General features: G+C 39.9%; 11 protein-coding genes. 7 read left to right on the plus strand and 4 right to left on the minus strand.

Going from position 1 to position 13982, the window contains the following annotated elements; translation table 11 throughout:
* The first annotated feature begins 108 nt into the window (after window positions 1-108).
* Window positions 109-1143 carry a dihydroorotase gene (gene pyrC / locus L2672_RS06505; RefSeq protein ID WP_248995020.1) on the plus strand — a complete coding sequence of 345 codons (1035 nt, stop codon included), beginning with the start codon at window positions 109-111 and terminating at the stop codon, window positions 1141-1143.
* A 193-nt stretch (window positions 1144-1336) separates the two neighbouring features.
* Here pyrC and L2672_RS06510 read toward each other — a convergent pair whose 3' ends face one another.
* Window positions 1337-2227, minus strand: coding sequence for a DUF72 domain-containing protein (locus L2672_RS06510; RefSeq protein ID WP_248995021.1), 891 nt, complete (start codon window positions 2225-2227; stop codon window positions 1337-1339).
* 243 nt (window positions 2228-2470) lie between these two features.
* On the opposite strand from L2672_RS06510, the gene L2672_RS06515 reads away from it, so the two are divergent.
* Window positions 2471-5554 (plus strand): transglycosylase domain-containing protein, encoded by a 3084-nt coding sequence (locus tag L2672_RS06515; protein WP_248995022.1) that lies wholly within the window; start codon window positions 2471-2473, stop codon window positions 5552-5554.
* 110 nt (window positions 5555-5664) lie between these two features.
* Here L2672_RS06515 and L2672_RS06520 read toward each other — a convergent pair whose 3' ends face one another.
* Entirely contained in the window at window positions 5665-6585 is a 921-nt protein-coding gene (locus L2672_RS06520) for a manganese-dependent inorganic pyrophosphatase (RefSeq protein ID WP_248995023.1), read from the minus strand.
* Between the two features lie 297 nt (window positions 6586-6882).
* Here L2672_RS06520 and L2672_RS06525 point away from each other — a divergent pair, with 297 nt between their 5' ends.
* The 4 genes from L2672_RS06525 to L2672_RS06540 all read left to right on the plus strand — a co-directional run bounded on the left by L2672_RS06525 (window position 6883) and on the right by L2672_RS06540 (window position 10609).
* Window positions 6883-7656, plus strand: a complete 774-nt coding sequence (locus L2672_RS06525; RefSeq protein ID WP_248995024.1) for a hypothetical protein — start codon at window positions 6883-6885, stop codon at window positions 7654-7656.
* A 7-nt stretch (window positions 7657-7663) separates the two neighbouring features.
* On the plus strand, window positions 7664-8047 hold the full coding sequence (gloA2, locus tag L2672_RS06530) for an SMU1112c/YaeR family gloxylase I-like metalloprotein (RefSeq protein ID WP_248995110.1): 384 nt from the start codon (window positions 7664-7666) through the stop codon (window positions 8045-8047).
* A gap of 32 nt (window positions 8048-8079) precedes the next feature.
* Complete coding sequence (locus tag L2672_RS06535) at window positions 8080-9630, plus strand: response regulator (RefSeq protein WP_248995025.1); 1551 nt, start codon at window positions 8080-8082, stop codon at window positions 9628-9630.
* 130 nt (window positions 9631-9760) lie between these two features.
* Complete coding sequence (locus tag L2672_RS06540) at window positions 9761-10609, plus strand: ion transporter (protein ID WP_248995026.1); 849 nt, start codon at window positions 9761-9763, stop codon at window positions 10607-10609.
* Window positions 10610-10712: 103 nt separating this feature from the next.
* Here L2672_RS06540 and L2672_RS06545 read toward each other — a convergent pair whose 3' ends face one another.
* The gene (locus L2672_RS06545) at window positions 10713-11822 is read right to left on the minus strand and encodes a phosphatidylinositol-specific phospholipase C (RefSeq protein WP_248995027.1); all 1110 of its coding nucleotides are present in this window, start codon (window positions 11820-11822) and stop codon (window positions 10713-10715) included.
* A 311-nt stretch (window positions 11823-12133) separates the two neighbouring features.
* Between L2672_RS06545 and folM the strand changes: the two genes are divergently transcribed.
* On the plus strand, window positions 12134-12862 hold the full coding sequence (gene folM, locus L2672_RS06550) for a dihydromonapterin reductase (protein ID WP_248995028.1): 729 nt from the start codon (window positions 12134-12136) through the stop codon (window positions 12860-12862).
* Window positions 12863-13034: 172 nt separating this feature from the next.
* Here folM and L2672_RS06555 read toward each other — a convergent pair whose 3' ends face one another.
* The gene (locus L2672_RS06555) at window positions 13035-13880 is read right to left on the minus strand and encodes a 5-formyltetrahydrofolate cyclo-ligase (RefSeq protein ID WP_248995029.1); all 846 of its coding nucleotides are present in this window, start codon (window positions 13878-13880) and stop codon (window positions 13035-13037) included.
* Window positions 13881-13982 lie beyond the last annotated feature (102 nt).

Genomic DNA, 13982 nt, shown 5'->3' on the forward strand with positions numbered 1-13982 from the left:
GATTTTTTGGTATAGAAAAGTCAGCGTTTAAGTTAAGCACCTATTAAGCTTTGGCGTTTTCAGGCACAATAGCGCGCAATATTTCATATCTATTTTTAGGGTAGCTAAATGACGCAAATCACTATTACCACTCCTGACGATTGGCACCTACATTTTCGCGATGGCGATATGCTTGGCGAAACCGTTACTGCCACTGCACGCCTGTTTAAACGTGCGATTGTGATGCCTAATTTGGTTCCCCCTGTGACGAATGCCGACATGGCCAGCGCATACCGTGAGCGTATTTTAGCCGCGCGCCCACAAGGTAGTCAGTTTGAACCGTTAATGACGTTGTTTTTAACCAATAACACCACGGCACAAGATATTATTGATGCCAAAGCCGCAGGGGTTGTTGCTGCTAAACTATACCCAGCGGGTGCGACTACCAACTCAGATGCAGCTGTTAAAGCATTAGATGCGTTATTTCCTATTTTTGAAGTAATGGCCGAACAAGGCATGTTGTTGTTAGTGCACGGTGAAGTAACTGAATCACACATTGATATTTTTGATCGTGAAAAAGCCTTTATTGATCGTTATATGTCGCGCATTGTGTCGGCTATGCCACAATTAAAAGTGGTGTTTGAGCACATTACCACTAAAGACGCGGCCGAGTTTGTTGCAGAAGCGCCAAGCAATATTGCAGCAACCATTACCCCACAGCACTTATTATTGAACCGTAATGACTTATTAGTCGGTGGTGTTCGCCCGCATAATTTCTGCTTACCTGTGTTAAAGCGCAATATTCATCAGCAAGCATTACAAGCGGCAGTGGCTACGGGGTCAAGTAAGTTCTTTTTAGGAACAGACTCAGCGCCTCATGAAAAACACCGTAAAGAATCAGCTTGTGGTTGCGCCGGTTGTTACAGCGCATGGAGCGCGTTAGAGCTGTATGCTCAAGTATTTGATGACTTAGGGGCATTAGATAAACTGGAAGGTTTTGCCAGCTTACACGGGGCTGACTTTTATGGTTTACCACGTAATACAGGCACAGTGACGTTAGTTAAACAAGAGTGGACGGTTCCTGAAGAAATTATTTTACCGAATGGTAATCCTATTGTGCCATTTTTTGCGGGCCAAAAAGTGAACTGGAAAGTTAAAGCTTAACTAAAAAGTGATTGCTTTCTGCTGTCTGTTACAGGCTTTGAGTGGGTTTAAATAGCTCATTTAAAGCCTGTTTTTATATCTGAATTCAAATGCTTATTGCAGGGTCTGCCTGGGTAATCCTCTGAACGTATACCTGTTAACCTATAGCTCTTAATCTAAAGCCCTTACTCTAAAGCCCCATAATGTCATTTTGCTAAATATCTAATCGTAATTGATCAACTGAGTTAGCTTCAGGTAGCGAATTATCTAACAGCTTTATTGGCGCAATTGAGTGCGTGCTACATTCACGGATCATGTCGTTTAATGTTACTGCTAACTCGGGGGCAGCAACATTATCTGGGGTATGAATAAATACATAGGGTTGCCTACCTTGCTCAATCCACTGGGCGATTTTATGAGCCCACTTACCAAAATATGCCTGATTAATTTCACTGTTAAGCTCGCCAATAAAACGCACTACTGGTTGCTGAGCGGTAGCGATAGGGTGAACAGGCACTTTAGGTTTTTTTTGTTGACCATCAATAATTGCGGGATGGTCAGGTGTAGCTGCAAAAACCGGTCTGGTGTCAATGATAATGCGGTTACTGTGATGTTTTATCAGCACTTGATTGAGCGCTTTTTCATGCTCTCCTTTATCAAAAAATGCCAAATGTCTTACTTCAACACCCACGGTTAATTCTTTAGGGAATTGCGCTAAAAAGCGGTCGAGGTTTGCAAGTGAATGCGGACCAAATTTTGCGGGTAATTGAATTTTCCAAATGGCCGTTTTTTCTATCAGCGGGGCCATGGTGTCAAAAAAGGCTTTTAGCTCTGCATTACAGTGTTGCAGTTGTAAATCATGGGTAATGGTTTTGGGTAGCTTGAAAGTAAACTTAAAGTGCTCATCCACAGCATCGCGCCAGTTCTGAACGCTGGTTAATTTGGGCAATGCGTAAAAAGTGGTATTGCCCTCAACAGTGTTAAATACCTGAGCGTATTTCTCTAAACGTTGAGTGGTGGTGCCATTGCCGTAAAGGCTATTTTTCCACTGTGGCAGTGACCACATGGCCAGCCCTAATCTCAACCGAGGTTGGTCGCCTTGCATACAATCCTTAATGATTCTTCAAGTTATAAAACATCCGTTAACCATTTATAAAACGATTTATTTTCAATGTCTCATCTATCACCGTGATAAATGGTTCTGTTAAAATAGCCTAGGCCAGTTAAAATCACACTATAATAAACAGCTTAGCCAAAACAAATGAACGTTAAAAATGAATCGTAGCGATATTAGTGTGTCACTATCTGCAGTGCAGTAGTGAATCTATACCGCATCAATGGAGTGATAGTGTCAGAACCCACCCAAGATATGAAGTTTGATAATTATCGTCCCAAATTATCATCTCAACCTAAGGTTAAAAAATCGACTAGAAAGTTAAAGTGGTTGCTGTTTTTATTGATGTTAATAGCAGCGATAGGGGGATTCATTGCTTATGAAATTAAAACCTCTTATTTTCAGTCAAAGTGGCTGCATGAATATGCCAATAAGCTGACCTATCAACTATATCCCTTTAAAACCACTGAAGTGATATACCCTCAATATGGGCCATTTGATATTCGCCACGGTTATACCCAGTTACCACAATATATCGACAAACTGATCAGCAATGGTTTTGTGATAAAACAGCAGGCGGGCTTTTCTCCATTGTTGATGGAATATGCTCAGCAAGGTTTTTTCCCTCCGTATAATGAAAAAACACAGTCAGGATTAATTGTAAAAGACTGTCGTAATCAAACGGTATTTAATGGCACATATCCTAAACGGGTATATCAAGCGAGCAATGAGATTCCTCAAGAAGTGATGAATACCCTGTTGTTTATTGAAAATAGGCAACTATGGAACCCAGAGCCTCACTATAATCCTGTGATTGACTGGCCAAGGTTTGCGGTAGCGGTGACCACTAAATTAGCTGATATTGTTGGCATTGATATGCCGAATGCGGGAGGCAGTACCTTAGCTACCCAAATAGAGAAGTTTCGACATTCTGAATTTGGCCTGACATTAAGTATCCAAGACAAGTTGCTGCAAATTGGTTCAGCAATGGTAAGGGTATATCAACCCAGCGAAAACACCCTTGAAGCAAGAAAGCGAATTGCGCAAGATTATTTGAATACGGTTCCATTATCATCCGCGCCCGGTTTTGGTGAGGTTAACGGTATTGGAGATGGATTATGGGCATGGTTTAAAACTGATTTTGAACGGGCTAATGCCTTATTAACGCCTCCTTTTAAGGCTGAAGAAACCCAAGAGCGTGGTCAGGTTTTTCGACAAATTGTCGCGTTAATGATCGCCCAAAGGCGTCCTTCTTATTATTTATTACAAGGGCATGATGACTTAGAAAGCTTAGTGGATAGTCATTTACGGCTTTTGGTCAGCGCAGCATTAATAGATCCGCAATTAATGAGTGCGGCCATGGTGCAAAAATTAACGTTTAATCACACTCGAGTGGCTAGCAATGCATCATTAAATAAAGGCGTAAAATCGATAAGAGTGAGTGCAGGGCAGCTTTTATCAAGTAATTTATTTGACTTAGACCGTTTAGATTTAACCATCAACAGCACTATTAAAGGTGACTTACAAAATGAGGTAAGTGATTACTTACAAGGCTTAGCTCTGCCTCAAAATGCTCAAGCAGCGGGATTATTAGGTGAGCGTTTACTTACAACGCAACAGCTTGGAAACGTTACCTACAGCTTTACCCTATTAGAAAAACGCGCTAATGCCAATGTGGTTCGGGTTCAGTCGGACAGCTCAGGTCAGCCTTTTGATATTAACCAAGGCAGTAAGTTAGAGCTTGGCTCAACCGCAAAATTACGGGTGTTGGCTACTTATCTTGATATTGTGGCTGAGTTACAACAACGCTTTGCCAGCAAAACAGTGGCCGATTTATATCAGGTTGAAATTGATGCTAAAGATACTATTACGCGATGGGTTGTGGATTACCTGATTAACACTCGAGATAAAAACCTAGCCAGAATGTTAGATGCCGCTCTTGAGCGTCGTTATTCAGCCTCGCCTAACGAGCGCTTTTTTACTGGTGGTGGCTTACATGTATTTAATAATTTTCAATCTAAAGAAGATAACCGCAACCCAACATTATATGAAGCATTACAAGACTCGGTTAATTTGCCTTTTGTACGTGTGATGCAAGAAATCGTTAACTACAGCAGTAGTTACAACAATGAGGGGAGCTTAGCTCAGCTGCTTAAAAATGATAAAGATCCTCGTCGGGAAGAGTACCTTAAAGCCTTTGCTAAAAGAGAAGGCGGTACCTTTGTAAAACGCTTTTATAGAAAATATAAGTCGTTGTCTAATGATGAAAAACTGAAAAAGTTTTATCAAGGAATTCAAAATACAGAATCACGATTAGCCGCTACGTTTAGGTATTTAGAGCCTGAAAAAGGCGCTAAAGAGCTACAAGATTTTTTAAGTAGCAAAATAGCCAATAAGACCTACAACAATAAACAAATCAATCAGCTGTATTTTAAATATGGTGAAGACAAGTTTAATTTGGCTGATCAAGGCTATATTGCCAGAGTCCACCCATTAGAGTTATGGGTGTTAAAATATTTACTACAACAGCCTGACGCGAGTTTATCTGCAACTTTAGCAGACAGCCAATCGACGCTAGTGGGCGTATACAGTTGGTTGTTTAGAACGCGTTCTCAATCTGCTCGAGATCAACGTATCAAAGTGATGTTAGAGGTAGAAGCATTTTTAAGTATTCATCAACGTTGGCAACGGATGGGCTACCCATTTGATTTCTTAGTGCCGTCATTAGGTTCAGCATTAGGGAGCTCGGGTGACCGCCCAAGTGCACTGGCTGAGCTAATGGGGATCATTCAAAACGATGGCGTAAAATTGCCCACAAGAAGAATTAATAAGTTCCACTTTGCTCAACATACACCATATGAGGTTGAACTAGCACACCCAAGTATTGATGACTTTGAACACTCAAAGGCGATACAAGCATTGAAGCCTGATGTGGCTAAAGCCCTTAAAAGGGCCTTAACCAATGTGGTAGAACATGGTACGGCAAAAAGGTTAAAAGATGCTTTGTTGACCAGCAGTGGACAGCCAATACAGATTGGGGGTAAAACAGGTACTGGTGATAATCGAATCGCGACTGAGATTAAAGATGGCCGTAAAGTGGCCTCTACCGCCATGAATAGAACCGCCACCTTTGTATTCTATTTAGGTGACAATTATTTTGGCACACTAACAGCGTTTGTACCTGGGGCTAAAGCTGATGATTTTAGCTTTACCTCAGCTTTGCCATTACAGGTGTTAAAAGGAATGTTACCTATATTAACCCCTCATTTGTTTAGTGAGCAGGGTGGATGTATGGATATCAACCAAATGCCACATTAAGGTGGAGTTTGGTGAAATAAAACCAATAAAAAAGTCAGCTAAAAGCTGACTTTTTTATTTGAGTTACCCTTACAAAAACGGCTAACTCAATTATTTATCACCTTAGGTGATTAAGCAAAGGCGTCTTGTAACGCTGGTACAACTTGCTTCTTACGGCTCAGTACGCCATCAAGCCATACTTTACCGTCTAAGGTTGCTTTACCGTAGGCGCGTTCAGTTAAGTCTGCGCTGTCAGAAACCACTAATACTTCACTGCCTTCTTTCATAATATCGGTTAGCAATAGCATTACAGTGTGGCGGTTACCTTCTTGTTTAAGTGCGGCAATATCTGCTTCTAACTCGGCTTTTATAGAATCAAAAACAGATAGATCGATTACTTCTAGTTGGCCAATACCCACTAAGTTTCCGTTCATGTTGAAGTCTTTAAAGTCACGCATAACAAGGTCACGCGCAGGCGTTCCCTCAACGGCAGACTTCACTTTAAACATATCCATACCTACTGCTTTAAAGTCTTCAATTCCGGCAATTTCAGCTAATGCTTCAACGCAGCGAATATCTGCAGTGGTACAGGTTGGTGATTTAAAGATCACTGTGTCACTTAAAATTGCACACATCATGATGCCTGCGATATTGGCAGGAATTTCGACTTGGTAGAAGTCATACATCATTTTAATAACCGTGTTTGAACAACCTACAGGACGGATCCAACACTCAAGCGGTGTAGAGGTGGTTAAATCACCTAATTTATGGTGATCAACAATGCCCACAATCGTCGCTTCGCTGATATCGTCTGGTGCTTGGGTGACTTCTGAATGGTCAACAATGTAAACATTCTCGCCAGCATAGCTGGTTTTATACTCAGGAGCTTCAAAGCCGAACTTGTCTAAAATAAACGCCGTTTCTGGTGAAAGCTCACCAAGACGTGCCGCAATAGCCGGCTCGCCAATTTGATTTTTTAAGTACGCTAATGCGATTGCACCACAAATTGAATCTGAATCTGGGATTTTATGACCCACTACATACATTGACATTGTAAAGACTCCTCTAAATTTGCGCCGATTTTAGCAAGATTTAAAAGCTTGACCAATCCTTATCCTAAAAAAAGCCTATTCGCTTGTGATTGAGCCATTGATTTAGCCTCAGACACCTTCGTTGAGCGAGGGGGAATCGTCGAAGTTGAAAAAATGTAATGATGGAAATAGTTGAATATTGTTAGCGGTTTCTTTGATTGAAATTGTCTATAAACACAGGTAGCTTGAAATATTAAATTTATCGTCCAGCTGGTATTTAAACTGTACCACTATGAAGACCTGACTAATGGAATAGAGATGAAACATCTAAATTTACTGATTATTGGTGTATTACTTGCGGTAGGCAGCTTATTAATTGGCTTACAACTTGGTAAAGCAAAATTAGCCGTTGTCGATACAGATACCCCACAAGTGAGTACAGCTGCTAAAATGGGGTCAGAGTTAATTTCCACCTCAAAAGAGACTTCATCTGCTGAAATCGCCTTGTTAACAGAAGAAATCAAACAGCTTAAATCGCAACTTGCTCAAAAAGATAGCCTTATTCAATCAATGCAATCGTCTATGGGATTATTAGAGCAACAGGTTGAAATGGCTTATCAAGATGTAGAGGTTGAACCGGCAGAGGGGACTTCGGGCTTTGACGGCCAGGATGATCAATTTTATACACTATCATTAGAGGAAGCTGAGCAATATATTCCGGCTCCGTTTGCAAGTGTAATTGCCGAACAGTCAGGTGAATTGGTGAAGTTATTTCAGCGACATCATCAAGATGAAGTCGATTATGATTGGGCAACGCAACAAGAACTAAAGTTACATGAGATGCTTGCTAATCAAATTGACAGTCACAATATTAAGGTGGATAGCGTTAGCTGTAAAAAAAATACCTGTGAAATTCGTGCATATGAATTAGCACCGCAGGCCTGGTTTTCAGTGAGTGCAGCTTTTCAGCAAGCCAATTTAACAGATAATGTCAGCAGTTGGTCTACACTTACAGGCTCTGAAGAAGAGGCATTAATTTACATGATTAATGAATATAATCGAAATACCGATGAAATAGAAAGTGACCAATAATATGCCGATACTTTTAGGTGTACATCATGCGGCGATTATTTGCGCTGATTATCACCGGTCAAAATATTTCTATACCGAAATTTTAGGGCTAACGATTATTGCTGAGAATTATCGTGCGGAACGAGATTCTTATAAATTAGATTTAGCATTACCTGACGGTAGCCAAATAGAGTTGTTTTCATTTCCCCAGTCACCTCCAAGGCCTAGTTACCCTGAGGCTCAAGGGTTACGTCATTTAGCCTTTAAAGTTGAAAATATTGAGCAGGTTGTAGCGCATTTAACCGCATTTGATGTTGAGGTTGAACCCATAAGAGTGGATGAGTTTACCGGTAAAAAGTTTACCTTTTTTAATGACCCAGACAATTTGCCCTTAGAGCTGTACCAAATTTAACGATTTTAGGAGCGAGTATTTCACATCTAGAAATGAATAAGGACATCAAACAGCTAAATGTGTTGGTGATTGAAAGCGTTGATAACCTACGCACTGTAATCGCCTCTATGCTTATGCAGATGGGGGTTAAACACGTGTATCAAACCAAACAAACGGCCAGTGCAGTCAGTTACTTATCATCGCATCAAGTGGATGTTATTGTGTGCGAATTAGAGCCTGCTCGAATGGACGGGTTAGTACTGCTGAAGCAAATTCAAACAGAGTCGAAATGGGCGCATATTCCGTTTGTTGTGGTTTCAAGTATGGTGGAACAGCAAGCGGTGAAGCAGGCAATTCAAGCAGGTATTTCACAATACATTGTTAAGCCTTTTTCATACAAAATCTTCCAGCAAAGAATGATACGGGCTTTAAATAAACCCTTTGAAGGGGTGCAACCATTACTTCAAACCACCCATGACTTTACTTTGGAAGCGGTCGAGATTCCAAATCCGCTTGAGCAGTTATCCATATTGGTTGTTGATGACGACCCCGTGATCAGGCAGGTTATATTTGATCTGCTCAGTCCTCATTATGATGTTAACTTAGCGAACTCGGCTATTATTGCTCTAGAAACATGCCAGACAGAGGCGATACCTGATTTAATTTTACTGGATATTGTGATGCCCGAGATGGACGGCATGATGATGTTACAACAGTTAATGCAACAGCCTAAAACGCGCCATATAAAGGTGATATTTCTAAGCGGTGAAAATGACAGCTCAAGTGTCATTAAAGGGTTCGAGCTTGGTGCGGTTGATTACATCAGAAAACCCGTGGCACCGAATGAGTTACTGATTCGAGTGAATACTCATGTTGAAAATATAAACGCCCAAAAACAAGCCAATGAGCGGGTAGACGCGATTTATGAAACAATTAGAGCTAAAGCTGAATATAGCGATTTATTGCAAAACCATCTAAAAAATCAACTCACCCTAGTGAGTGAGTCTGCTCAAGCAATGTTTAAAAGCGCTAATCAGAAAAATCAGGTCGAAACTATTAGCCAAATTATTGAGCATGGCACTGAAAGACTTAAAGAGTTAGTGGATGTCATTGTTGGGTTGCATGACCTTGATAATCAACATTGCACCGTAAAGCCTGCGGTATTTGAGTTAGTTGAATTGGTCGAAAATGCCATATCAATGAACTTTGTCCAACTCAAGAAATGTAATTTAGAAATAAAGCGTCTATACGAACCCGACGTAATGGTGTTAGCTGAGAAAACCGTTTCTCGCACACTGGTTAATATTCTTTTCCAGTATGCTATATTCATCGCCCCAAGAGGTTCGGCCATCACGGTAAAAGTGAATATGGGTGAAACCCATGTTCATTGTGAATTTAACATGGTCGAGATGATCACCGACACAGAGTGTAAAGTGGCATTTGAACGCCCAGCAATGGAACAAACAACAGGGCAGATTAAGCAAGGCTTGTTAACCGCTAAAAGATTAGCAGATATTCAAAATATCAGTTTACAGCTCAACTCAGACTTTGATAACGGAACACAACTCATTGCGCTGTTTCCGCTTGCATTAAACAAATCATAAATTACCGGTTAGTGTTTTAATATCATTTCAATGAATCATTCTGTTGAATTAAGATAAAATTAAGCCTGCTTATGTAGGCTCCCGCCAAATTTTTCGTTGTAACCTTATCAGTCTTGGAGTGTTAATTTATATGTCAGTTGCAACCATGCAAGAGAAACTAAAACGCATTGACCGTAGTAAAACCTTTCAAGGGTTTGTGATTTTTGTGATTGTGGTTTCAGCTCTTTCCATTGGTGCTCATACTTATCAACTCCCGCTTTGGCTTGAACAGTCTTTATGGGCATTAGATATTGCTATCACTGTATTCTTTTTGGTCGAGCTTATTATTCGTTATATGGCCAGTGAAAGCGCAAAAGGCTTTTTCTCTCAAGGTTGGAATATTTTCGACACTATTATTGTTATTGGTAGCTTAGTGCCGTTAGGTGGTTCAACTATTTTACTCGCTAGACTATTACGTATTTTCAGGGTGCTACGTTTAGTTTCGATGGTGCCTGAGTTACGAATGCTGATAAACGCTCTACTGAAAGCCATCCCAAGAATGGGCTACATTGCGTTATTAATGTTCGTGATTTTTTATATTTATGGTGCTGTGGGAAGTATGTTTTTCGCCCATATCAATGATTTTTTATGGGGGGATGTGTCCATAGCTATGTTGACCCTGTTTAGGGTATCAACCTTTGAGTCATGGACCTCAATTATGTATGAGACCATGGAGGTATACCCGTTAAGCTGGATTTATTATTTAAGCTTTATATTCTTAACCACCTTTACCTTTTTAAATATGATGGTTGGGGCCGTGTTAGATGTGATGGGTGAAGAAAGTCGGATAATGAATGAAGAAAAGGCTTTGGCCAAACAGGTACAACAACCTGAGATTGATTCATGTCATGTGGCGCCAGCTAGTGCTGCGGAGGTGCAGAAGTTACATGATAAAATTGATGAGTTAACGGTAATGCTAAACAAACTGAAATCTAACTAACAACTAAAAAAGCACAAATAAAGCTAATATGTCGCTTTATTTGTGCTGCGATGATTGTTTTTAAGCTTCTGTTCTACGGAGATACTTTTTAATACTTTAAGGCTTAGTTTTCTTGCTGTTCCTTTTCATCCCAAAAACCACGTCGCTTATTTAAGTTGATAATTTCTTCTATTAAAGCGGCGCTAGGAAAGTCTGCTACCACAATTCCCGCATATTGAATGGAGGGGTTATTACGTAGATAATTTTTAGTTAAGGTGTTTATTCCTTCAAAAGCGATAGAACAAATGCCTATAAAGCAACCCACTCTAGGGAAGTCTGGGTAACTATTTTCCCATCCAGGAGTGGTTAATCCTGTTAGTAATCTAGGTGCATTATTACTTGGAGATGAATGTCCGCTAGCAACAAAATATGGAAAACTTCCTGTATTTCCGGCAAGTTGATTAATATAGCCAGAATAGCCATACCGATTGTTATTTGCTAATTCTATATGTGTTTTAACACCTTCCCATTTACTGTATAAGTCCCAGTTTGTTCTCAAATGGAAATTATCTTGGATATTGAAGCCATGATAGTTTGCCCCAAAAATTGAAAATTTTGATTTGAAATCCTGAAGAAAAATGATTTTACCCCTTACCTCTTCTACGTTGGGGTTAGTATTAAAAACGGGAGACCATATATCCCAAATGATGTCTGCGTAATTCTCTGCATATGCTTTGAAGGTTTCTTCAAAACTTCTGCTGTTATTCAGTTCTGTGTGCTCTTTTTTAACTCTTACGAATACAAACTCACTCGGGTTTTCATGCAAAAATGTTTTAATATCATTTAATGCTTGATCAAACACTCTATTTTGAAAGTAAGCGCCGTGATGAAGTGCAAATCCATTATTAATGTGACGTAATCTTAAGTCTAAAAATCGTATACCAGCGTTCAATTGCTGAGTAATAGTTAATGTTTGGTTTCTAACGGCATCTCCACCAATGCGAGCCGCTGAACCATGAGTTCCTGGAATTGATATGCTTCTTATTTCTACTTTTGGGGGTAAGTTGTTCATCCAATTTTTATTCGGTGGCAAATCTTTAACGCCACTGTAGTAGCCAATCTGTTCAGAAGCGTCTTGCTCAGGATATTGAGGAAGGTGTGCAAAGGCAAAAGATTGAAAGCTAGATAGCAAGCAAAATAAGAAGGTTATACAGAACAGGTTGTTTTTTATCATGTCACTCCAGTCTTACAGATAATTAATTGTTTAAAATTATATGCAAGTTACTGTAATGATTATTTTTGTCAGCTGATAAAAGTTAATTAAATGTGATTGGGTTACATTAAAAATTTATACTTCAGCTTTATTACTCATTTAGCGCTTTATTTAATACCGCTTTTAAAGAACTTTTTAGCCCGCTTTTTCGTACCTTATTGACACATTGGTGACGTATTTAGCTGCTATAATCTCAAGTTTGCAACAGCATAGATTGTTGAAGATAAAGTATGCTAAGGTAGTGAAATTTAATAACTTAATTGGAAGATAACATGAATAAAACGGTGTTAATTACAGGGGTTGGTAAGCGAATTGGTTATGCTTTAGCTAAGCACTTTTTAGCCCAGGGTGATCATGTTATTGGTACTTATCGTCGCCATTATGACAGCATTGAACAACTTAAAAAGTTGGGGGCAACCCTTATTCAATGTGACTTAACAATTAATCATGAAATTGACCAATTAATTGCTCAAGTTAAATCTCACTCGGCGTTACATTGTATTATTCATAATGCGTCTGACTGGCTGGCTGAAAGTGCAGACAAAGATAGTAGCGACATTATTAATCGCATGATGCAAATTCATGTCAATGCGCCTTATATTATCAATATGGCACTTGCTGACTTACTTTGCCAAAGTGCCCAGCAAGCAGCTGATGATGCTATTGGCGCAACTAACATTATTCATATTACTGATTACGTTGCTGAAAAAGGCAGTAAAAAGCATATCGCTTATGCGGCAAGTAAAGCAGGGTTGCATAATTTAACCCTGTCTTTTGCGGCTAAGTTAGCCCCAAATGTCAAAGTAAACTCTATTGCGCCAGCGATGATTTTATTTAATCAAGGTGACGACGACGCTTACAAAGCCAAAGCGTTATCGAAAGCGATTTTACCCAAGGAAGCCGGTAATTCAGAGATGATTAGTTTAATTGAATACCTTATTAATAGCCGTTACGTTACCGGTCGCAGCTTTGCTGTTGATGGTGGAAGGCATTTGGCTTAATAGTTCAGCAATACTATTCGATAAGAATTCACTAATGTTTTACTCAAAATAGTAATGACGAAGCCAGACTGAAGCTTACTGGTTCTTTATCAATAAATTAAACCCCATATTACCTACGTACTATGGGGTTTACTGTATTGGGTTTAATTCTTAGGGTGAAATGTATTAGGAATTACTCAGTTCGAGCTAACCGTCTTGTTGGGGTGATAATTAATGGTAGTGGAATATCCCAACGCTCAAGTGGCAAGTGGCTAACTTGCTGGCAGTCATGGGCAAAGCCAATCGCCAAAGGTTTGTTATCTATACAGTTGCTAAGGGTTCTGTCGTAATAGCCGCCGCCCATTCCTAAACGATTACATCTATCATCAAATGCGACTAATGGGGTCACAATAATATCGAGTTGAGTTACAGGAATGACCTCTTGGACATTCAATTTAGGCTCTAAAATACCGAATTGGTTTGAGGTCATTTCAGAGTCTTTATGATAATGACAAAAAAGTAGCTGCCCAGGACAAAATGGATGTAAGCGAGGTAAGTAGGTATTAACCCCTATGTGCCACAGTGCCTCTATCAGCTTTTGGGTTGACAACTCACCGTCATGACTGATGTACAGCGCAACGTTTTTAGCATTCTTTTGTTGTATCTCTGCTAGCATATGACGGCTAGCAATTAATGAAAGTTGGTGTTGCTCTGCTGCCGTATAACTTTTACGTTCTTGGCGAATATGCCGACGTATAAAGTCTCGGTTCATGCCTTGGCTATCAAACAAGGCATAACGCTCTTGATCGCTCAGCTCAAACCCATGATCTTGATGCGGTAAGTTTTCAATCTCTAAATGTTGGTTTTCATCAGCCACAATGCTCAGAGTGTTATGCGCTTTAATATGATGTTCATGCTGCACCGAGTCATGAATGGTAGGCTTGTTAATAGAAGAAAAGTGAGTGATATCGACAGAATGAGTGCGAGAAAAACGGGCTTCGACCACTGTGGGTTTGGTCTTTAAACGGGTCATACTCATTGTTGGCTGTACTCCTACTTGCCATGTTGATTAAGGCTAGAGTACTGCGTTCAAACCTATTTTAAAAGAGCGACAGGCTAAATTCATCAATTAAGCCTGCCG

It is taken from the genome of Shewanella gaetbuli (assembly GCF_023284065.1).
GTDB lineage: Bacteria > Pseudomonadota > Gammaproteobacteria > Enterobacterales > Shewanellaceae > Shewanella > Shewanella gaetbuli.